At 36.4% G+C, this 20346-nt stretch carries 23 protein-coding genes and 1 pseudogene; 15 read left to right on the top strand and 9 right to left on the bottom strand.

What is annotated here, in order from left to right; all coding sequences use genetic code 11:
- Positions 1-8 precede the first annotated feature (8 nt).
- Both CKK03_RS14105 and CKK03_RS14100 read right to left on the bottom strand, forming a co-directional pair.
- Positions 9-689 (bottom strand): GNAT family N-acetyltransferase, encoded by a 681-nt coding sequence (locus tag CKK03_RS14105; protein ID WP_099363180.1) that lies wholly within the window; start codon positions 687-689, stop codon positions 9-11.
- A 59-nt stretch (positions 690-748) separates the two neighbouring features.
- Positions 749-940: a DUF5370 family protein gene (locus CKK03_RS14100; protein WP_099363179.1), complete on the bottom strand. Its 192-nt coding sequence runs from the start codon at positions 938-940 to the stop codon at positions 749-751.
- A gap of 110 nt (positions 941-1050) precedes the next feature.
- On the opposite strand from CKK03_RS14100, the gene CKK03_RS14095 reads away from it, so the two are divergent.
- The gene (locus tag CKK03_RS14095; RefSeq protein ID WP_099363178.1) at positions 1051-1263 is read left to right on the top strand and encodes a hypothetical protein; all 213 of its coding nucleotides are present in this window, start codon (positions 1051-1053) and stop codon (positions 1261-1263) included.
- A gap of 63 nt (positions 1264-1326) precedes the next feature.
- Here CKK03_RS14095 and CKK03_RS24245 read toward each other — a convergent pair.
- Together CKK03_RS24245 and CKK03_RS14085 are read right to left on the bottom strand one after the other, a co-directional pair.
- A pseudogene (locus tag CKK03_RS24245) lies at positions 1327-1410 on the bottom strand (YjcZ family sporulation protein); the annotation flags it as partial.
- Between the two features lie 107 nt (positions 1411-1517).
- Positions 1518-1619: a YjcZ family sporulation protein gene (locus tag CKK03_RS14085; RefSeq protein ID WP_099363176.1), complete on the bottom strand. Its 102-nt coding sequence runs from the start codon at positions 1617-1619 to the stop codon at positions 1518-1520.
- Between the two features lie 137 nt (positions 1620-1756).
- Here CKK03_RS14085 and CKK03_RS14080 point away from each other — a divergent pair, with 137 nt between their 5' ends.
- The 3 genes from CKK03_RS14080 (at position 1757) to CKK03_RS14070 (ending at position 5056) form a co-directional block, all read left to right on the top strand.
- A complete protein-coding gene (locus tag CKK03_RS14080) occupies positions 1757-2644 on the top strand; it encodes an NAD(P)-dependent oxidoreductase (protein WP_099363175.1) in 888 nt (295 codons plus the stop codon).
- A 151-nt stretch (positions 2645-2795) separates the two neighbouring features.
- The gene (locus tag CKK03_RS14075; protein ID WP_010282879.1) at positions 2796-2978 is read left to right on the top strand and encodes a hypothetical protein; all 183 of its coding nucleotides are present in this window, start codon (positions 2796-2798) and stop codon (positions 2976-2978) included.
- Between the two features lie 221 nt (positions 2979-3199).
- Positions 3200-5056, top strand: a complete 1857-nt coding sequence (locus CKK03_RS14070; RefSeq protein ID WP_099363174.1) for a PAS domain S-box protein — start codon at positions 3200-3202, stop codon at positions 5054-5056.
- Between the two features lie 241 nt (positions 5057-5297).
- Here CKK03_RS14070 and CKK03_RS14065 read toward each other — a convergent pair whose 3' ends face one another.
- Complete coding sequence (locus CKK03_RS14065; protein ID WP_099363173.1) at positions 5298-5534, bottom strand: IDEAL domain-containing protein; 237 nt, start codon at positions 5532-5534, stop codon at positions 5298-5300.
- 319 nt (positions 5535-5853) lie between these two features.
- Here CKK03_RS14065 and CKK03_RS14060 point away from each other — a divergent pair, with 319 nt between their 5' ends.
- Positions 5854-7122, top strand: coding sequence for a PLL family lectin (locus CKK03_RS14060; RefSeq protein WP_099363172.1), 1269 nt, complete (start codon positions 5854-5856; stop codon positions 7120-7122).
- A 25-nt stretch (positions 7123-7147) separates the two neighbouring features.
- Entirely contained in the window at positions 7148-7798 is a 651-nt protein-coding gene (locus CKK03_RS14055) for a glycoside hydrolase domain-containing protein (protein WP_099363171.1), read from the top strand.
- A gap of 38 nt (positions 7799-7836) precedes the next feature.
- Here CKK03_RS14055 and CKK03_RS14050 read toward each other — a convergent pair whose 3' ends face one another.
- The gene (locus CKK03_RS14050; RefSeq protein WP_099363170.1) at positions 7837-8304 is read right to left on the bottom strand and encodes a YkyB family protein; all 468 of its coding nucleotides are present in this window, start codon (positions 8302-8304) and stop codon (positions 7837-7839) included.
- A 180-nt stretch (positions 8305-8484) separates the two neighbouring features.
- On the opposite strand from CKK03_RS14050, the gene CKK03_RS14045 reads away from it, so the two are divergent.
- The gene (locus tag CKK03_RS14045) at positions 8485-10215 is read left to right on the top strand and encodes a sensor domain-containing protein (RefSeq protein ID WP_099363169.1); all 1731 of its coding nucleotides are present in this window, start codon (positions 8485-8487) and stop codon (positions 10213-10215) included.
- A gap of 29 nt (positions 10216-10244) precedes the next feature.
- Here CKK03_RS14045 and CKK03_RS14040 read toward each other — a convergent pair whose 3' ends face one another.
- Positions 10245-11108, bottom strand: a complete 864-nt coding sequence (locus tag CKK03_RS14040) for a metallophosphoesterase (RefSeq protein ID WP_099363168.1) — start codon at positions 11106-11108, stop codon at positions 10245-10247.
- Positions 11109-11414: 306 nt separating this feature from the next.
- On the opposite strand from CKK03_RS14040, the gene CKK03_RS14035 reads away from it, so the two are divergent.
- Complete coding sequence (locus tag CKK03_RS14035; protein ID WP_099363167.1) at positions 11415-12056, top strand: DUF3993 domain-containing protein; 642 nt, start codon at positions 11415-11417, stop codon at positions 12054-12056.
- A gap of 35 nt (positions 12057-12091) precedes the next feature.
- Here the strand turns inward: CKK03_RS14035 and CKK03_RS14030 are convergent, their stop codons facing one another.
- Complete coding sequence (locus CKK03_RS14030) at positions 12092-13048, bottom strand: MBL fold metallo-hydrolase (RefSeq protein ID WP_099363166.1); 957 nt, start codon at positions 13046-13048, stop codon at positions 12092-12094.
- Positions 13049-13229: 181 nt separating this feature from the next.
- Here CKK03_RS14030 and CKK03_RS14025 point away from each other — a divergent pair, with 181 nt between their 5' ends.
- From CKK03_RS14025 to ccpC, 3 genes are all read left to right on the top strand, one after another.
- Positions 13230-13466: a YkuJ family protein gene (locus CKK03_RS14025; RefSeq protein WP_099363165.1), complete on the top strand. Its 237-nt coding sequence runs from the start codon at positions 13230-13232 to the stop codon at positions 13464-13466.
- 181 nt (positions 13467-13647) lie between these two features.
- Complete coding sequence (gene cbpB, locus CKK03_RS14020) at positions 13648-14085, top strand: cyclic-di-AMP-binding protein CbpB (protein WP_099363164.1); 438 nt, start codon at positions 13648-13650, stop codon at positions 14083-14085.
- Between the two features lie 116 nt (positions 14086-14201).
- Positions 14202-15080 carry a transcriptional regulator CcpC gene (gene ccpC / locus CKK03_RS14015; RefSeq protein WP_099353609.1) on the top strand — a complete coding sequence of 293 codons (879 nt, stop codon included), beginning with the start codon at positions 14202-14204 and terminating at the stop codon, positions 15078-15080.
- Between the two features lie 38 nt (positions 15081-15118).
- Here the strand turns inward: ccpC and CKK03_RS14010 are convergent, their stop codons facing one another.
- A complete protein-coding gene (locus CKK03_RS14010; RefSeq protein ID WP_099363163.1) occupies positions 15119-16567 on the bottom strand; it encodes an RNA-guided endonuclease InsQ/TnpB family protein in 1449 nt (482 codons plus the stop codon).
- A 239-nt stretch (positions 16568-16806) separates the two neighbouring features.
- On the opposite strand from CKK03_RS14010, the gene CKK03_RS14005 reads away from it, so the two are divergent.
- The 4 genes from CKK03_RS14005 to CKK03_RS13990 all read left to right on the top strand — a co-directional run bounded on the left by CKK03_RS14005 (position 16807) and on the right by CKK03_RS13990 (position 20337).
- A complete protein-coding gene (locus CKK03_RS14005) occupies positions 16807-17055 on the top strand; it encodes a YkuS family protein (RefSeq protein ID WP_099363162.1) in 249 nt (82 codons plus the stop codon).
- Positions 17056-17326: 271 nt separating this feature from the next.
- The gene (locus CKK03_RS14000) at positions 17327-17875 is read left to right on the top strand and encodes a peroxiredoxin (RefSeq protein WP_099363161.1); all 549 of its coding nucleotides are present in this window, start codon (positions 17327-17329) and stop codon (positions 17873-17875) included.
- Positions 17876-17945: 70 nt separating this feature from the next.
- A complete protein-coding gene (locus tag CKK03_RS13995) occupies positions 17946-18401 on the top strand; it encodes a TlpA disulfide reductase family protein (RefSeq protein ID WP_099363160.1) in 456 nt (151 codons plus the stop codon).
- A gap of 181 nt (positions 18402-18582) precedes the next feature.
- Positions 18583-20337: an ABC transporter ATP-binding protein gene (locus tag CKK03_RS13990; protein ID WP_099363159.1), complete on the top strand. Its 1755-nt coding sequence runs from the start codon at positions 18583-18585 to the stop codon at positions 20335-20337.
- Positions 20338-20346: the final 9 nt, after the last annotated feature.

The following is a 20346-nucleotide window of genomic DNA, read 5'->3' as shown; positions in this document are numbered from 1 at the left end:
ATTCTTATTTAGACTCGTTTTCTTTTATATTGAAAAGGGTTTTTCCATTCCATTAATAACCCATAATTACAGGACTCCTCATCATCGAGGTAGTTTTCAATAAGCTGGACAGGACTGCGTCCACAACGAAGAAGAAAGGTAATCACGGGATCTTTTAGTTCACCTGTCATTACTTTTTCAATGTATTCTTCGGCACTCAAATCTTTAGAGTATTTAGAGTATCCGGAAATTCGCCCGCCACCTAATAAACGGTCTAATTTTAAATGTACAACAACGTCATACATCGACTGCATCAACCATTTTCCCAGGCCGAATTTTCGATAGGCTGGGCTCACACAAATATCAACAATGTATAAAGTGTTTCCATCTGAAGTATGATTTCGTATGTATCCGTTATCTGTAATTTCCTCCCACGTATGTTGTGGATGACTAGGGTCAAATTGAACAATTAATCCAGTCATTGAACCACATAATCGTCCGTCAATCTCGACACATAGGGCACCCTCAGGGAATAGTGTCACATGGTTATGTAATTGTTCCTTATTCCACCATAAGTCAGAAGGAAATGGTGGAGGGAAACTTTCTCGTTGAACACGAATCAGGTTATCAAAATCATTTTCTTGATAATTACGAATTACGCACTTTTTAGGTGTATTTCCATCAAACACATAAATTTCTTTTCGATACATGTTATCACCTCACATCCACATTGTACGTTACATTCAAAGTGATGAGAAGTAAAACTATTCTATTCTTGGTGTGTATCAAAAAACTCATCAACCACATTTTCTATTAAAGCAGGATCTGGTTGCTCCCCTCTAAATGAGAAAGACAATTCCTTGATAAATTCACCATCCCGATAGACATGAATTGCCCCTTTTTGACTAATGACACTATATTCTGTTTCAAACCGATAGCCTTCGCGATCAATCGCACCCATTACAATCTCTCCTCTTTTCTTAATCTTGTTCTTATTGTTCCTCTTTATTGTGTAAAAAGTACATATTTTTGATAAAACACGCCACGTTAATGGTGAGGAGGTAGAGGAAAATGCCAGACAATGATCGCGATTATCATGAAAGAGACCCTCATTTCGATGGACGCTATGAAGGTATTATCAATGATGATACTGCAGGAAATCAAATAGGGATTAGGTCTGATGTGAATACAGAAAACATAGTTCAACCGAAGAATCCTTATCATATGAAGCCTAAAGTGGATAAAGAAATGAAGAAGTTCCAGGATACTTTTGAAGGAGAGTAATGTAAAAAGCCAGCAACTATTTAAAGTTGCTGGCTTCCTTCGTGTTACTGTTAATTGGTTATCTTAGAACCAAGCAGCTCCGACGATGATTAGAAGAATGAACAATACAACAATCAACGCAAAGCCTCCACCAAATCCGTAGCCACCGCGACCATAACCATGGCCACCATAACCGTATCCACCAAATCCACATCCGCAGCTCATTATACATCTCCCTTTCTAGTTTATCATTAATCTTTAATTGTCTTAAAGAATTAGTAACCTACAAAAGCAGCTCCAACAATGATCAATAGAATGAACAATACAACAATCAAAGCAAAGCCTGATCCATATCCTCCGCAATTTCCTCCACTCATTTAGAACACCTCCATATCTATTTGTTATATCCTATGGAACATGCGCCGTTTTCGTAAGGTACAAATCCCCAATTTTCCCAGATTTTTTTTGGAATTATATGATATGATAAAAATAAAAAAATAAGGGAGATAACGTGATGGTACATAAAGATGTGTTAAATGAAAATGCGGTTGTGGGGTTTATTGGAATAGGTGTTATGGGAAAAAGTATGGCAGGCCATATCCTTTCGAAAGGATATAAGGTTCTTGTTTATACACGCACGCAAGAAAAAGCGGAAGAACTTGTGAAACAAGGAGCCGTTTGGAAACAGTCTGTAGCAGATATCGCATCTGAAGCGAATATCGTCATTACAATGGTTGGCTATCCCTACGATGTGGAAGAGGTCTACCTTGGTGAAAATGGTCTTTTGGCACATGCAAAAGAAGGAACATATTTTATTGATATGACAACTTCAACTCCGTCTTTAGCAACTAAAATCTACGAAGAAGCCAAACAAAAGGGATTGTATTCCTTAGACGCGCCTGTTTCTGGCGGAGATGTTGGTGCAAAAGAAGCAAGGTTAGCTATTATGGTTGGTGGGGATGAAGAGGTATTTGAAGCTTGCAAGCCGCTGTTTGAGATTATGGGAGAGAATATTGTGTATCAAGGTCCATCGGGGTCTGGCCAACATACAAAAATGTGTAACCAAATAGCAATTGCCTCCAATATGATTGGTGTCGCTGAAGCAATGGTTTATGCTAAAAAATCTGGTCTCGACCCTGAAACGGTTTTAAAAAGTATTTCAACAGGAGCGGCTGGAAGTTGGTCATTAAGTAATCTTGCCCCAAGAATGATAGCAGGCAATTTTGAACCAGGTTTTTATATCAAACATTTCATTAAAGATATGGGAATTGCGCTTGAAGAAGCAAAAGCAATGGGAATGGATACACCAGGCCTAGAACTTGCAATACAAATGTATGAGGAACTAGCCGGAAAGGGCGAAGAAAACAGCGGAACTCAAGCCATCTACAAACTGTGGGATTAATGAGACAAAGGGATCTTTGTCCACGACCTTGCTTAAAGTCATAACGAAATTTATTCACTAACAAGCTCATGTGCAGTTACCTATTGTTGCATAGGAAACCCTCTAGGAGAAGAAAATAATGATGATTATCTCTAAGGGGGTGCACTCAAATATGGCAAAGCGTAATAAAAAGAATGATCCTGAACAAAAAAACAAAAAAGGCTTTGATTCAGCTGTAACAGATACTGAGTTCGGTAAGGAATTTGGTAGCGCAGCAGCGAACAAAGCACATAAGAAAAAAGCGAAAAAAGAAAAAGCCTCTAAGAATGACGGTAAATATGAAGGTGGACTTTAATACTTACAAACTCGACAGGCAGGGCTTGTCGAGTATTTTTAACATATGGATAGTGATGAATTGCTTTTATAGCTTAAAACAGGTCTTTCTACCTATGGATATGAACTAAACCCTAAATTAATGTAATAGTATAGTAAAAAAATGGTTACCATTATAAAATTATAAATAGATATTTTCGATCTTAAGGATACGTCTAAATCGAAAGGGAGGGGGTTCAACACATGGAGTTTGGCAATCAAACTAGTGCTCAACAGCAATTACCACAAACACAATGCTCGGTTAATCTTGTGTTAACAGTTACGGTAAACAGTAAAATTCTCTATATATCAAGTAATTGTAAAGAAATCTTAGGTTACACAAATGAAACACTAATTGGATCTTCCATTAAAAACATTATCCATAAGGATGACCGATTCATGCTTGAAAGCTATTTTTTCAATAAGCATGAAGTTTCAGTTTGTGCACTTAGGGTTATGAAGACAAACGAAGAATTTATTTGGTTCGAAACAACTGTTGAACCTGTTTATTACTCCGATTCCTTCGAATATGACGAAATTTTATTGAAAATGAGAGTGCTAGTCGAGCCTGAAAATAGTCGGACACACGAGGAAATCCCTACTAATAACCTATTGTCATCAGTTAATTCGGAAATTGTACTTCATCAAAATCGATTAAAAGATGCATCCATTCTAATCGATGAGGCTCCATTTCCAATTATCATTTCTAAATTCGGTAGGATTTTATATATGAATAATGAAGTTACGAACTTACTCGAAATTCAGAATCCTATGGATGTACTGGGAAACTCGATTTATTCATTTATCAATCAAGAATTCCATGAAGTTGTAGAGAAACGAATTCAACAGCTACAAAGCGGGTATCGATTGGGTATTATTGAACAAAAGTGGAAGAAACAAAATAATGATGAAATCTTTGTTGAAGTAAAAGAAGTACCGATTTATATAAATGATGAAATCTATGAATATCTTGTACTACATGATATTTCATCAAGAAAGTCCTTTCATGATATTATCCATAGAAGTCGTGAACGATATCAGCGAATTGTCCAGAATTCTATCGATACAATCGCGGTTATTTATCAAAACAATTGGGTCTTTATCAATGACTCAGGTGTAAAGATGTTTGGGGCGAATAGCTACACAGAAATGCTTGGAAAAAATATATATACCTTTCTCCATCCAGAAAATCACGATCAGGTCAGAGATTTTATCGAAATTGTAAATGCTGAAAAAAAAGAATTTAATTTTAGCAAGCAATCCTGGTATACGATCCAAGGAAAGCAGGTCTATACAGAATTAATCGGGATTCCAACTACTTATTTTGGAGAAGATGCTGTTCAAGTAATCATTCGTGACATATCTGATCGAATCAAAGCAGAAGAATTAATGATTAAATCTGAAAAACTGTCCATCGCCGGACAACTTGCTGCTGGTATTGCACATGAAATTAGAAATCCATTAACCGCTATAAAAGGGTTTTTACAATTGTTTCATAATGATTTTAAAGGTAAACAAAACTATTTCGATATTATTTTTTCAGAACTAAATCGAATTGAATTGATTTTGAGTGAGCTATTGTTACTGGCAAAGCCATCAGAAATTAAATTCAAAAATAAAGATATCCGAATCATTTTGCGGGATGTTGTAACATTGCTCGAGACGCAAGCTATCCTCCAAGGTATCCAAATCAACATCGACTTTATGAATAAAGAGTCCATTATTACATGCGATGAAAATCAGATAAAGCAGGTCTTTATTAATCTTATTAAGAATTCCATCGATGCAATGGAAAAGGGCGGTAATATTTTTATTCGTACAATGGTTACGGACGACTCCATTTATATTTTGTTTATAGATGAGGGGTGTGGGATACCAAAATCGATCCTTGAGCGAATCGGGGAGCCTTTTTACACAACGAAGGAAAAAGGAACGGGGCTTGGCCTTATGGTTAGTTATAATATTATTGAAAATCATAACGGTGAAATTAAGGTCGATAGCAAAGAAAATGAAGGAACAACCTTTGAGATAAAGCTTCCACGTGTAAATGAGACGGTGTAACTCTTAGAAGTTACACCGTTTTTAATAGGAAAAATAAAAGGCTAGTGCATTTCGCACCAGCCAATTAACTTTATTCAGTTGAAAATCTATAGTATTAAAAGTAATTGTAAAAAGAGAAGTCATTTCAAATACCGGCTGAATAAAGTTAAAGCCTCCGGCGGATGCCACGATTTTTCAAAGGTAAGTTTTCGAGCAAGCTCGAAAAAAATCGGGCTCGCAAATACGCCAAGGCGCATTTGATCTATTGTAAAAAGCTATGTTGAGACAGTAACATATTATATTGTTTTGTAAGTTCCATAAATAATGTTTCATCTTTGTTAATAAGTGATTGGTCGATTTGTTTAAGTAATTGTTCTTTTCTAAAGGAGGCCTGTGATTGGATGAGAACCATTTCGGCTACCTTTTCATACATTTCTTCATCAGGCGTTTGAGAAATTACGACTACCTCATTCTTTTGCTCTTTGTTAAAATGGTTCATTACTTAATCACTCCTTTGATTTTTTCACTTCTTTATAAATCAAAAACCCCTTCACCTTATACATGTAACCAGAATCATTTCATTTAATAATTTCTAGTTGTCTTTCTATTATGAAGGTAATTAGGCAAAAAGTAAAGTATTTTTTAGAAAATTTGGATATGTCAGAATTTAGATGAATTGGCAAACTTGGATATATGGTTCGCGGAATATGAAAAAATGGGCTACTTTCCTAATAAATTTCATAGTATGAAATGAACAACTTTTTCACTTTTTTCAGTTTTGCTGAATAAAGTTAAAAGAATAAAAGGAGGTACCTGTCATGAATCAACCATATGGTGGATATCCAATGAATCCTTACACTCGCGTGGTTCCAAACTATTATTATCCTTATTATCCCGCAAATGGCTACCAACAGGCTAATTATATAAATACCCCCACTACAGACCAGCAGCAAAGACAAACAGAAGAATTTCAGAATGTATGGAAAGAAGTACGAAAAAATTTAAAGCCTTACTATGATCAATTAGCTGAATTTAATGTAAACCGTAGTTTATCGCAGTATATAGCTATGAAACTTGTCATGTACACGTTGATGACTCAAAATCAATTCTCAGGTTCTTTAGATCAAAAAGTGAATCAAACGTATCAGGCATTTCGTCGTCAAGCTAACTGGGTCTTTGGTGTGTTATCGCCTTACCGAATTCCGGAACGTGAGCTTGAAAGAATATTTAAAGCGATTATTCGGCTTACTTATGAAAATATTGGCTTTTCACCTGAAAAGAGTTGGAGTGATTGGGAAGATCTTGGAGGCTACTTAACATCTGGACCTTCTGTTACTGTACCCGGAAGAAATCAGTTAGATGTCTATGTGCGTGGAAGAAACCGTGTGTTGTATCGGCGGATGTGGAATGGAACTAATTGGACAGATTGGGAAAGCCTCGGAGGTACTTTAACATCTTCACCAGCTGCTGTCTCATGGGGACCTGGCAGGGTAGATGTGTTTTCTCGTGGTGAGAATAACCACTTGATTCATAAATATTGGAACGGATCCACTTGGAGTGAGTGGGAAGATTTGGGTGGAGTCTTAACATCATCACCTGCTGTCTCATCTTGGGCTGAAAATCGCCTAGATGTATTCGGAAGAGGCACAGATCGCCATCTTTATCATAAATATTGGGATGGGGATAGTTGGAGTGAGTGGGAGGACCTAGGTGGTGTTCTTACGTCTGCACCTGGAGCAGTGTCGTGGGGGCCAAATCGTATCGACGTCTTTGCACGAGGTGAAAATAGAGCCCTTTATCATAAGTATTGGGATGGCTCAAGCTGGAGCAATTGGGAAGATCTTGGTGGGCAATTAACTTCAAGTCCAGCTGCATCTTCAAGAGAGCCTAATAATCTTGATGTTTTTGTAAAAGGTACAGACGATCATTTATATCTAAAAAATTGGGATGGAAGCCGTTGGAATGAATGGGAGGACCTTGGTGGTAAATTGACTTCCGAACCATCCTCAGCCTCATGGAATCGAAATCGAATTGATGTATTCGCTAGAGGAGAAAACAACCAACTTATCCATAAATGGAAATCATAATTTCAATTGAACAGGGGTTGTGGATATGCCTAGATATGTGTGGGGAGTGGATTCAGCGGTAACTGCTGATGAAGAGCTATATACATGTGTAAAATCTAAATTTGGGAACCCGAAATTCTGGGGCCGTTATTTAAGTGAAGTTCCCGATGTTTCAGCAGGATTAACAAGAGCAGAAATTTCATTCTTACGGAACCGAGGAATCAAGGTTTTGCCCATCTATAATGTCTTTTCTGATGCAATAGGATATGAAAAAGGGCAGCTTGCTGCAAGAAATGCAGTATTTAATGCAAGACGTCTTGGCATTCCAAACAATGTAGCGTTGTTTGCAAATGTAAAACGTTTTTTTGCTGTAGACGATGCTTGGATTCGGGGGTGGGTGGAATCGATTTACCCAAGTGGATTCCGTCCAGGGATATACAACGATCCCGTCAAAGGCGATTTTGCTGTAGCTTATTGTGAGGCTGTCCGAAAAAATAAACAGGTAGCTGTTCATACAATCCTTTGGAGTGCTGAACCTGAGCCTGGGGTGACAAAGGAACGAAATGCACCTAAATACAAACCAATATCACCAAAATGTAAGGCAAATGTATGGGTTTGGCAATATGGAAGAGATTCGGAAGACTGTCCAATTAATACAAATTTAGCTGACCAGCGGGCTTTAAATTACCTACATTAAAAAAACCAGGTACATCGTCCTGGTTTTTTTAATGGAATTTACCGATAGCTTTCTCCTAGTTTTTTGAATACGGGTTTTTGGTATGTTCGTTTGTTTGGTCGGTTCGTATTCTCGGTTTTTTCTTCAATTCCAACGTATTGCTGTAGCAGGCTTTTTGCTAGAGAAAGTGATAGATAGGTTTTTGGATTTCGATATGTCTGATTCAATTGTCCAAGGTGTGGTAGGCGAGAGAAGTCTTCTTTTGTAGGAGGCATGTGAAAATAATAGTCTCCGGCTGAAATTAAGACATCGGATTGCTGTTGACTATTTTTCGGATTTCTGGAAAAATGTAGTCCTTCCTTTTTGGCTTTCCCTTCGGATATAAGCTTTTCTAGTGCTTTTCGTTTTAGTAAGTATAAGAATTTTGGGTTAGTAGCCGTTTTGGCATGGCGGTTTACAACAAATATGGCACGTGCTAGGTTGTCCACATTTGGTTCAAGCGGGGCTTGATTTACCTGTTTTTTCATACTTTCTCTCCTTTCTATCTTTTATTATACTGGTAGTAGTGTATTTTGACAAATTCATCAAGCATATCGTTCTCGTTAAATCTTTGAAGTGATTATATAAAAATAATTATTGAAAAATTAAAGGTTTTTGTCGATGTATGCCGAAGAGATAAATATTAATCTGTAGCAAGGAATGGTCTCATGAACAACATTAATCATGTAATTTTGAAGGATAAGCAATTTAGCCACTTTGGTGAGAAAATTGAAGCAATCATCTTTGAAATTATCCTTAAACATATCAAGGATTTAATATATGTCATGAAAGTAGAAGAAGGCGACATTTTTACCTACGTCTTCTTAAATGAAGAAGCGAAGGGGCATGCAAAATTAACGAACTCAAGCCTTGGGAAAACACTTTACGAGGTGTTACCTAAAGAAACGGCTGATCATTTGCATACACAATATAAATCTGTTTTGGAGAAAAGGGAGGCAGTCTCGTTTCAGGATGTTGTGATTCTACCAGATAATAAAGTTGTACACGGTGAATCACTTTTAACCCCAGTCTTTGATGACAAAGGAAATATTCTATTCATCGTAAGTGTCACTCGTGACATCTCTGCAAGGGTTGCCGACAAAGAAATGATTACCTATATGGCTTATCATGATCAACTTACTGGTTTACCTAATCGCAGTTCATTAAAGAAGGAATTAGATAACGCGGTTGCAGAAGCAATAGAGCTTGATCAGCAATTTGCATTAATGTTCATAGATCTTGATCGTTTTAAATTTTTCAATGATTCTATGGGACATGTAGCGGGGGACCATTTATTAAAAGAAGTTGGCAGACGGTTATCTTCAATTAGTCAAAGAGGCTATAAGGTTTTCCGTCAAGGCGGGGATGAATTTATCATCATTGTTCCAAATTCATCAAGAGAGCATTCCGAGGCATTTGCGGAGAAACTGAACCGAATGTTTGAAAAGCCTTTCATACTAGAAAAAAAGGAATTCTTTATTACAGCAAGTATTGGAATTAGTCTCTTTCCAACTGATGGCAATGATGTTGATACTTTAGTGAAAAATGCCGATACAGCCTTGTATCGTGCCAAGGAATTAGGCAGGGCGCTCTATCAATTTTATAGTACTGATTTACAGAAGCAGTCTTCCCATTTGATGCACCTTGAGACAGGTCTTAGAAGGGCTATTGAGAAAAATGAACTTGAAATCTACTATCAACCACAGTTGGACCTTAGTTCAGGTAAGGTGACTAGCTTTGAGGCTTTGTTAAGATGGAATCATCCGACACTAGAGTTTGTGTCACCTGCTGAATTCATACCGATAGCCGAAGATACCGGACTCATTTTATCAATTGGAGAATGGCTAATTCACACAGTTTGTCAGAATTTAAAGCGTTGGAAAGAGAGTGGATATGGGACTGTATCCGTTGGTATTAATTTATCACCAAAACAATTCCAACAACCTGAATTAGTAAATATGATTCAACGGAATATTGAGGAGAATCAAATCTATCCAGGTAGTATTGAAATTGAGCTTACCGAGGGAGCCATGTTAGACCCAAAGAAAACGATGCTTACATTGGCGAAATTAAAGGAAATTGGAGTTCGAATTGCCGTGGATGACTTTGGTACAGGCTATTCTTCCTTAAGCTATATAAAAAAACTTCCAATCGATACATTAAAAATCGATAAGTCCTTTGTAAAAGATGTTCTCCGTGATGAAAAGGATGCTGCGATTACAACTACAATCATTCACTTAGCCCAAAGTTTAGGACTTTCAGTGATTGCTGAAGGGGTTGAAGAGGAACAACAGGTTGAGTTTTTCAAGATTATGGGGTGTCATAAAGTACAAGGCTATTTCTTTAGTAAACCAATACCAGAAGATGAGTTGATTGAGCATTATTTAACTAATAAGTAAGAGGATGGCCTAAGGGTCATCCTCTTTCGTTATTTCGATTGTAATGTAAAAATGGAGATTTCAGGTTTTGCTAGAAATCGTAATGGAAGTCTAGTTGTACCAAGTCCGCGATTGACATAGAGGAACATTTTAGTAGCACCAATTTCATGGGCACCCTCATAATAGATACTTCCAAGCGGGGGAGTAATTAATGGTCCCACAAATGGTAGCTGAATTTGTCCACCATGACTATGACCTGATAATTGCAAATGCGCTCCCACTTCAGCTGCTCGGTCAGCAATATCCGGCTCATGAGCAAGTAGAATTGTATAACTAGACGAATCTACGTTTTGAAAGGCTTGTTCAAAACTAGGACGTCCAAGCATGACATCATCTAATCCCACAATGGTAATTTTTGAATCTCTCAAGTAAATTTCCTTCGAACTGTTCATTAAGAGAGTAAAATCGGTTTGTTCCATTAGTTGTTTATAAATCTCAGATCCGTAACCCCCATGGTCATGGTTACCGTAAATGGCAAATTTCCCAAGAGGAGCTTCTAACCGTTTTAGGATCGGGATGAGATGATTGGCAGCTGCATATTTATTAGGCTCATCCATTAAATCTCCTGTGAAAAATAGAAGATCCGGTTTGTAGGTATTTATTTGATCGACGAGATGAGTAAGTTGTTCTAGTGTGTAATAATGCCCAAGATGAGTATCACTAAATTGGACAATCCTTAGATTGTCAAAGTCTTTTGGAATAGTAGGATGTACAATTTTATGAGACGTGATATCTAGCTGTTTCGGCTCCAAATATCGAGCATACAAATACCCGAAAGAGGACGCAATTGCAGCTGTTGCTGCTGTGGCAAACGCCCGTTTAATAAATTGTCGTCTTGTATATTTTTTTGCCATCCTAACCGCCAACCTATTCTTTATAATCAATTGAAGCTATGAGACTAGTGTAGCATATTCATATTCACTTAAATTTTAAATATGTATTACAGTTGTAAACAATACTAATTACGTAAGGGTTTTCTCAGCTTGTATGTCAAAATTCATTCTTTTTTTCACTAGATTTATGAATTTATTGTTTGTATATAAATAAACATGTCAAAATCTGCAATTATTTAACGAACGATTCATATCCACGGGCACTTTAGAACTTGTTAAAATGAGGGTACTTGTACATAACCAGTCATTTAATGAAAGGATGATAATTTGAGCAAGCGAATCTCACTACTACTCATTGTCATTTGTTTAATCGGACTAGTTTCTATTCCAACAGCTAAAGCGTCATCTAATCAACCTCTTACACAAGAGGAAGTGTTCACATTCTTACAAGAAGCGTTTCAAGCGCAATCTTCACTAACATCTGAATTTCGTACCTATGAAGAAGTTCAACAAGTTCTTGCCCCTTTTTTTCATTCAGATTATGCAAACACATTTTTAGAGGAGAATTTAATAAAGGAAAAAGATGGGTATATTGTGTATGGATCTGATTTTGCCCTCTACTTTGTTCCGTTTTATTCGTATACAGACGAAACAAAAATTTTATTCGATCAAAACGAAAAGAAGGTTTTTGTCTATGAGTTATTTAAAGCCCCAGAGTCAGGTCCGGTTGCTTATAAAGATCATTATGAAGTCATCACAATTGAAAAAATAAACTCAAACTGGCTTATTACGGATTTACAATTACAAGATGAAGCTCCTTCTGTAAAAGAGACTGTTACACATAAGGAAACAATTAACCAGGATTCAGCATTTTTAACGTGGAATCCCTTTAAAACCACGATTTATTCCTTACTTGAAATGGATAATCGAACATTCATTCATTTTGGATTTTATCAAGGCATCTTCTAAATACCAAAGAAAAATAGAAATCCCAATTGGGATTTCTATTTTTCTTTTTGAAGGGAATCAACAATTCCCATCGCACAAATATCAAGGTCGAGACTAATAATTTCGTATACTTCATGATGTCTTGGAACATTCTTGTCATCAAGATAAGTAGTGATTTCTTTTAAAATCAATTCCTTAATATAATTTTTATGTTCAACTTCAGTTGCTGAAGGATGTTCAATAAACGATTGCTTCCCAGCATTCACAAAAATAGGTAACCATAGACGGAGTTGATCGAACACTTCATTCACATTTGTTGACATCCCGTAATGGCCAAAATAAATAGCCGAGACTCCAAGATCATTCACTCTTTTTGCAGATTCGAGCATTGCATCAGGACGGAATTGATTAGGAGATGTCGAAGGCAAATACAGTTCAATATTATCTTTGACTAGTTCATGATAATAAATGCCGATTGTGTCACCTGTAAAAATTCCGTTGCTAACAGGGTCATAAATACTAAAGTGATGATTGGCGTGGCCTGGTGTATCATAAAAAACAAGGCTGCAATTCCGGCCAATTTCGAGCTCTTCCTGATCTGATTTTACAATTAACTTTTCCTCAGGAATTGGCAAAATTGGATCAAATAAAGAATCAAAACTTTTTCCATATACAGCCTTTGCTCCAGCGATCAATCGACTTGGTTCAGCCAAATGTCTTGCTCCTTTAGGATGGACAACGACTTTTGCATTTGGACAATGCTGTAACAGGAGGCCTGCTCCTCCAGCATGGTCTAAATGAATATGAGTTACAATTATATACTGAACATCAATTGGATCAATGTTTAGCTCTTTAAGCCCCTCTAAAATGTACGGTATAGAAGGACTTGCACTTGTTTCAACAATTGTAATTTTCTCCTCTTTCATTATGTAAGAACCTGTTCGAGCCTTTCTCCCCAAATCATGTGCGTCAATTAGAAATATTCGCTCATTTAGTTGTGTAAGATTTCCCATGTTCTCCTCCCACTTTTTTATTGTTTCATCGCTAATTTTATTGTATTGTTACATAGTGGTTACTGTAAAGGTATTGAAAGAAATATTCTGAATATAAAAGTCCGTGAGAAAAATGGTCAATACCGTGGATAGAAGAGAGGATATTGCTCAATCCTAAAAGTAGAGAAAGGAGAGGCTACATATGTCACAGTTACAAGGAATCATATCTCGTCTTATTAGCCTTCAGGAAAATGCAAACGGTGGGGAGCCCCCACAACGTTTTTTTGAAGTAAATGGTGAAAGAAAATGTAGTGTTAAGTATTTTAACAAAACAACTACATTTGAACTCGAAGTATACCAGCAAGGGGAAAAGCCCAAAACATATCAATTCGATAATATTGATATGATTGCAATTGAAATTTTCGATTTAATTAGCTAATCACACTTCTTAGGCTCTGCACTGTGCTGAGCCTTTTTCTTCCTTCTAAAGTACTAACTCTAAATCACCCTTAAATAATACAAGTTCTCCCCCTAAAATTATGGTAAAATAAAAGAGGAGAATGAAAAATGAAATCTGGTAATATATGAAAACAATTACAATGTGAGGTTGTGAGGCTTACATGTTTGGTCTTCAAAATGAAAATCTATTTGAAACAACAATTAATAACTTGCTTATTCCTGCAGATAAAGTAGCTCACGTTCAAATCGGGAATAGCTTAGAGCACGCACTACTTGTCCTTACAAAAACGGGATATACCGCAGTTCCCGTATTGGACCCAAAGTATAAGCTGCATGGCTTGATTAGTTCAACACATATTCTAGACTCGATCCTTGGATTAGAACGAATTGAATTTGAACGTCTAGAGAAAATGAAGGTTGAAGAAGTAATGAACAGGGAAATCCCGCGATTAAATTTAAATGATAATGTCATAAAGGGTCTTCAATTAGTCATCGATCAATCATTTGTCTGTGTTGAAAATGACGATTTAGTATTTGAAGGAATTTTTACCCGTCGTGCTATTTTAAAACAATTCAATAAGCAATTAAAAATTAAATAAGTTATCTGAAATCCTCCATGCTGTTAGGGAGGATTTTTTTAGGTGTATAATGATAATTTTTAATAAATCATTTATACTATAAGTAAAACTTATACCTGTGTGCAGGAGGAAACAATGTGCAATTTTCCGAATTTCAATTATTAGTGGTACTATCATCTGAATTAAATATGCGAAAAGCATCTGAACGTTTATTTGTTACACAACCTGCGTTATCCCAGCGCTTACAATCGATTGAAAAAGCATGGAATACAAAAATATTTATTCGTTCACAAAAAGGACTCACACCAACACCTGCTGGAGAAAAAATAATTGATTTTGCAAAAGAGGTTGTTGAGAAGGAAGAAAAAATACGGGAGCAGCTACAAGGACTCAATCAAGAAGTGCACGGCACCCTTAAAATTGCTTGTGCGTCCATTATTGGACAAAATTGGCTTCCAAAGGTATTAAAAAAATATGTTAATAAATATCCACATGCTAAAATTTCCTTAATTACCGGCTGGAGTAGTGAAATATTAAAAAATCTCTATGATGACACTGTTCATATTGGGATCATCCGTGGTAAACCCGACTGGAAAGGTGCCAAACACCATCTATTAACCGATACGATGTATATGGTTGATACAGAAATCCAAAAAATCGAACAGGTGTGGGAAACAGATCGACCGTTTATTCAATTTAAAAGTGACTCAACCTATTATCAAGAAATTCAGGAATGGTGGCACCGCACCTTTCAATCAACACCACGTCGGACCATCGTGGTTGACCAAATTGAAACATGTAAGCAAATGACCCTAAATGGAATTGGTTATGCGATTTTGCCATCTGTCACTTTAAATGATGATGAAACGAAAAACATTTATAAAATTCCTTTAATGAACGAGAATAACGAACCTATGAAACGCGATACATGGTTGGTCGGTTATGATTATGCATTTGAACTTAAACAAGTCCAAGCATTTGTTGAGATGATTAAAGAAAACATAGATTCTTTATGAGCCTCTCATGACTAAAGTCACGAGTTTCAGGGTTGGTACTATTGTACATTGACCACAAGTGGCTGGGAACACACAGCCGCTATCCCGTTGGCGAAAGCCTTCGGGACTACTTTTCTTAGAATATTTGCTGCTCCATTTACATGCGCATTTAACAAAATGTTATGCTTTGAATGATACATCCCTCGATGAACTCGTTTTCCACTGAAGATATGTGGTTCTTTATTCCCCGGATTGAAGGTCGGAATATGATCTCCATCTAGAAAACTTGCTTTCGAAGTGTAACTTTCTTCAGTAACAATAACTGCTATGCCTTTCGCATTCGCTTTGTATGTAATAAGTTCAATTAACAAGGTGTGGGGGATTTGAACAAACTTTTGATTGTTCACCTTACCCAAATTACTATTTTGTTTCCATTCTTTATTTTTACCAATCACAATGGTATCAATTTGATGCGCCTTCGCTATTTTTACAATGTTAAAACTCACTTTATGAAGGAGATCTTTGATTTTTAAATGTCTATCACGTTCTAATTTCACTAGACGTTTTGAGTGAAAACCACCTTCTTTAGGACCTTTTCCATTTCTAATTGCAGCATAGTATAGGCTTCTTAGTTTGTTGTACCACTGATTAATCGCTTTAATTTTTCCCCCTTTGAAAAGGATTGGTACAATTTTAAGGTTAAAAACAGCGGTTACAATATTGTCCACACCTAAATCTAAACTCATACAATGTTCTTTCTTTGCTACGACTTCACGCTTATCACCTACGAGATAGATCAACTCAACTATGAAATCACCGTATTTAGGAACAATACGTATTTGTTGAAATGTACCCTTCAGATTGACCAACTTACCGATATTAAGCTGTGTTTTCGTCTTTGGAAATCTAAGAAACTTTTCACCAACTATCTTGCATATTTGGTTCGACAGTACTACTTCTTTTCTACTTCCCTTCGGTAAATATCCAGGTATAGAAGGTCTTTCTTTATATTTATGTGGATTCTCCTTGTAATCTTTCAAGCTAGAAAAGAAACTTTTCCAATTTTGTACAACATTTTTTATGGTTTGTTGATTAATCTGCCCTGGTAGGGAATAATAATCTTTTTGTTTGATGGTTTTAAACAAGCAATCTAGAAAGTTGTATCCTAGAAAGGACTTTTCCTTTGATGGTGCCTCAAACAGATTTAATATCATTTCTTTTCTAATTTCATTTGGTCTAGTTTTTTCTTTTCGAAGCTTTTTAAAATAAGCGATGGTTTGTTTATCATTCATTTTATTGAGGTTTTGGTAGATGGTTTCCATCACTTCTTTTTGTAATGGTTGAAGATTTTTCTTATTATTAATAGCTGTATACACTTGTCTAATGTAAAAGTTGGTTGTGTTATACAAATTGTTGCTATTCATACATAATTTATCAAAATACTCGTACAGTTTATGCCCTTTTTTAATTCTAATTTGATATGTTCTATATTCCTTTATTCCTTCCATTGTCTCACCTCCTCTTCGCCTTTATTTTATCAAAGGGAACGCTTGTTCGTCAAATGAAATTTCATTCAAAAAACAAAAACTAGCCAATTCATCCCACAACTGAAGTAACGGGTGTTCTTGGCTAGTAAATAAAATATTTTATAAAAACCGCAACTATAAATGAATTCAATCCACGAATATGTGTAGAATAATCACAGTCTGATTGTGACAAATTACATATATGAGGAGGTGGATGATTAATGGCGAAAATTGGTGTTGAAGGTTCTCTAACAAATGTTCAGCAGGCTCTTCAAGAAAAAGGCTATGAAGTTGTTCAGTTAAAACAGGAAAGTGATGCACAAAACTGTGACTGCTGTGTTGTTACAGGCTTAGATTCGAATGTGATGGGAATGGCTGATACTGTCATGAAAGGGCCAGTCATTGAAGCAAACGGACTGTCTGCTGACCAGGTTTGTCAAGAAGTAGAAAGTCGTTTAGGACAGGCGTAAATAATGAAAGACGAAATGACGGGACTAGGTATTTCACCTAGTCTTTTTTTATGAATCCACCGTTTTTCAAATAATATATTATAAAATTGTAAAGATTGTATAATTTTAAAAAAACGACTTCATTTTACTTGAATCGACAGCCACCTCTTTGTTAAACTAGTCATTGTTGATAGCGATTACCCCATGTATAAACCGTATAAAGCTGGTTATACTTGGATATTGGTGTTAGCGTTATCAATCTACTTATAAAAAATATTTGGAGGTCTTACATATGGCAGAACGTATGGTAGGTAAACAAGCTCCTCGTTTTGAAATGGACGCTGTTATGCCAAATAAAGAATTTGGTAAAGTTAGTCTTGAAGAGAACATGAAAAACGATAAGTGGACAGTATTATTTTTCTATCCAATGGACTTCACTTTCGTATGTCCTACAGAAATTACAGCAATGTCTGATCGTTACGATGAGTTTGAAGACCTAGACGCTATCGTTATCGGCGCTTCTACGGATACAATTCATACTCACTTAGCATGGATTAACACTGACCGTAAAGACAACGGATTAGGGGATCTTAACTATCCACTTGCTGCAGACACTAACCATGCTATTTCTAAAGAATACGGTGTTCTTATTGAAGAAGAAGGTATTGCATTACGTGGTCTATTCATCATCAGCCCAGAAGGGGAAATGATGTATTCTGTCGTTAACCACAACAACATTGGTCGTGATGTTGACGAAACTTTACGTGTTCTTCAAGCATTACAGACTGGTGGCCTTTGCCCTGCTAACTGGAGGCCTGGCCAAGCTACACTTAATGTCTAATAGATAACAAATAACAACAGGGTCTAACGGATGTTAGGCCCTTTAATCCATAATTTGGAGGATCAAATCGATGAAATTACGTGATCAATTGCCTGAGCTTGATGGAGAAAAAGCTTGGTTAAATGGTGAAGTTAGTAAAGCAGACCTTGTTGGTGAAAAACCAACCCTCATTCATTTTTGGTCAATCAGCTGTGGTCTTTGTAAAGAAGCAATGCCGCAGGTGAATGAATTCCGTGACCAATATCAGGACAAGTTAAATGTTATTGCTGTTCATATGCCAAGGTCAGAAAATGATCTTGATTTAGATGAAATCAAGCAAGTTGCCGAACAGCATAATATCACTCAACCAATCTTTGTTGATAGTGATCTTAAATTAAATGATAAGTTCGAAAACCAATATGTCCCTGCTTATTATGTATTTGATAAGGAAGGCAAGCTTCGTCATTTCCAAGCAGGCGGTAGTGGCATGAAGATGCTAACCAAACGTGTTAACCGCGTATTAGAAGAAACTCAAAATGCTGAATAAAAATGAGGTTTGCTAATAAGGCTGAGTCAATTTGACTTAGCCTTATTTATTTTTAAATAAAATATTTAACATTTTCTGAAAATGCACTAGATATTTATTTCGAAAACCGATATATTATATGTTACGTACATTTTAGCTTTTTATGGAAATATTTTTTATGGAACACCGAGGGGGGACTTATATGGATACTTTTAGGAAATTAAAGGGGTTTTATTGGCCATACCGGAAATATTTTTTCTGGTCATTATTTGCCATGATTTTTGTCACAGGAATAACAGTTGTCTATCCAATCGTGCTTCAGGTAACCATAGATGAGGTTATCCGGGCAGGAAATTATCAGTATGTACCATATCTAGCATTCGGATTTATTGCCATCATGCTAATTAAAGGGGTAGCTACATATTTCAACCAGTATCTGGGGGATTTATTTGGTATAACGGCTGTTTATAAGGTAAGAAATGCATTATATGAAAAGCTACAACGATTACCTTTTAGTTATTATGATAATGCAAAAACAGGAGACCTTATGTCGCGTTTAACTGCCGACGTTGAGGGGATTCGATTCTTCCTTTCATTTGGATTTGCGGAACTACTTCGTTTTACACTTTTAATTATTTTCAGTTTAATCGTGATGTTCTCGTATTCCATTCCACTAACATTGGTAACAATTATGGCGTTACCGTTTCTCGCGATTGTTGTTTATCGTTTTGATAAGCGAGTCCATCCAGCATTTCGAAAGGTGAGGAAAACATTTGGCCGCTTGAATACAAATGTACAAGAAAATATCAGCGGAATTAATACGGTAAAGTCATTATCACGAGAAGAGTTTCAAATCAATAAATTCAACGATTCCAATGAAGATTACCGAGATGTTTCGCTTGCTACCTCAAAGATTTGGGCAAAGTTTTTCCCGTTAATGGAGTTTATTGGAAATGTTTGTGTTGTTGCTTTACTATCTTATGGCGGATATTTAGTAATTGGTGGGTCAGTATCATATGGGGAACTCGTTGCATTTTTTAGTTTAGTTTGGTACCTGCTCAACCCAATTATGAACCTTGGTTTTATTATTAATATGTTTTCACAAGCGAAGGCATCTGGCGAACGTTTACTCGAGATCCTTGAAGCAGATGAGAAAATTATCGATCAAAAGGATGTTGTTAACAGTGATAGCTTGCAGGGGCATGTAGAATTTAAAGATGTTACTTTAAAGTATACAGAAGATGATGAGGCAGCATTACAGTCGATTTCATTTACAGCTGAACCAGGCAAGGTTATTGGGTTAATAGGGGCAACAGGCTCTGGGAAAACAAGTATTACTCAGCTAATGACAAGATTTTATGAGCCGGTAAAAGGTCAAGTCTTTATTGATGGAAGAGATGTTTCAGACTATTCCATTTCTACGTTAAGGAGTAATATTGGATTTGTCATGCAGGAATCATTCTTATTCTCATCCACAATTCGTGCAAATATTGCTTATGGCAAACCGAATGCTTCGATGGAAGACATTATTGATGCAGCAAAAAGAGCCCAAGCACATGAGTTTATTATGGAGCTTCCAAATGGCTATGACACGATGCTTGGTGAACGTGGTATGGGATTATCAGGTGGACAAAAGCAACGAATTGCGATAGCAAGGTCAATCTGTATTGATCCTAGTATTCTCATTTTAGATGATGCAACAAGCGCAGTGGATATGGAAACTGAATTTTCAATTCAACAGGCCTTAAAGGAAGTAATGAAGGGGCGGACTACATTTATCATTGCACATCGAATTTCTTCGTTGAAACATGCGGATGAAATTTTGGTATTAGATAATGGAACCATCGTTGAGCGTGGAACACACGAGGAATTATTGAAAAATGAAGGACCATATCAACGCATTTATGATATTCAGTATAAGGATCAAAAAGTTGTCCTACAGTCAAAAGTAGGTTAGGTAGGTGAG

Source organism: Fredinandcohnia onubensis (genome assembly GCF_002734215.1).
GTDB classification, from domain to species: domain Bacteria; phylum Bacillota; class Bacilli; order Bacillales; family Bacillaceae_L; genus Ferdinandcohnia; species Ferdinandcohnia onubensis.
Note: the sequence above shows the minus strand (reverse complement) of the source record. Positions and strands in the feature narration are given on the sequence as shown.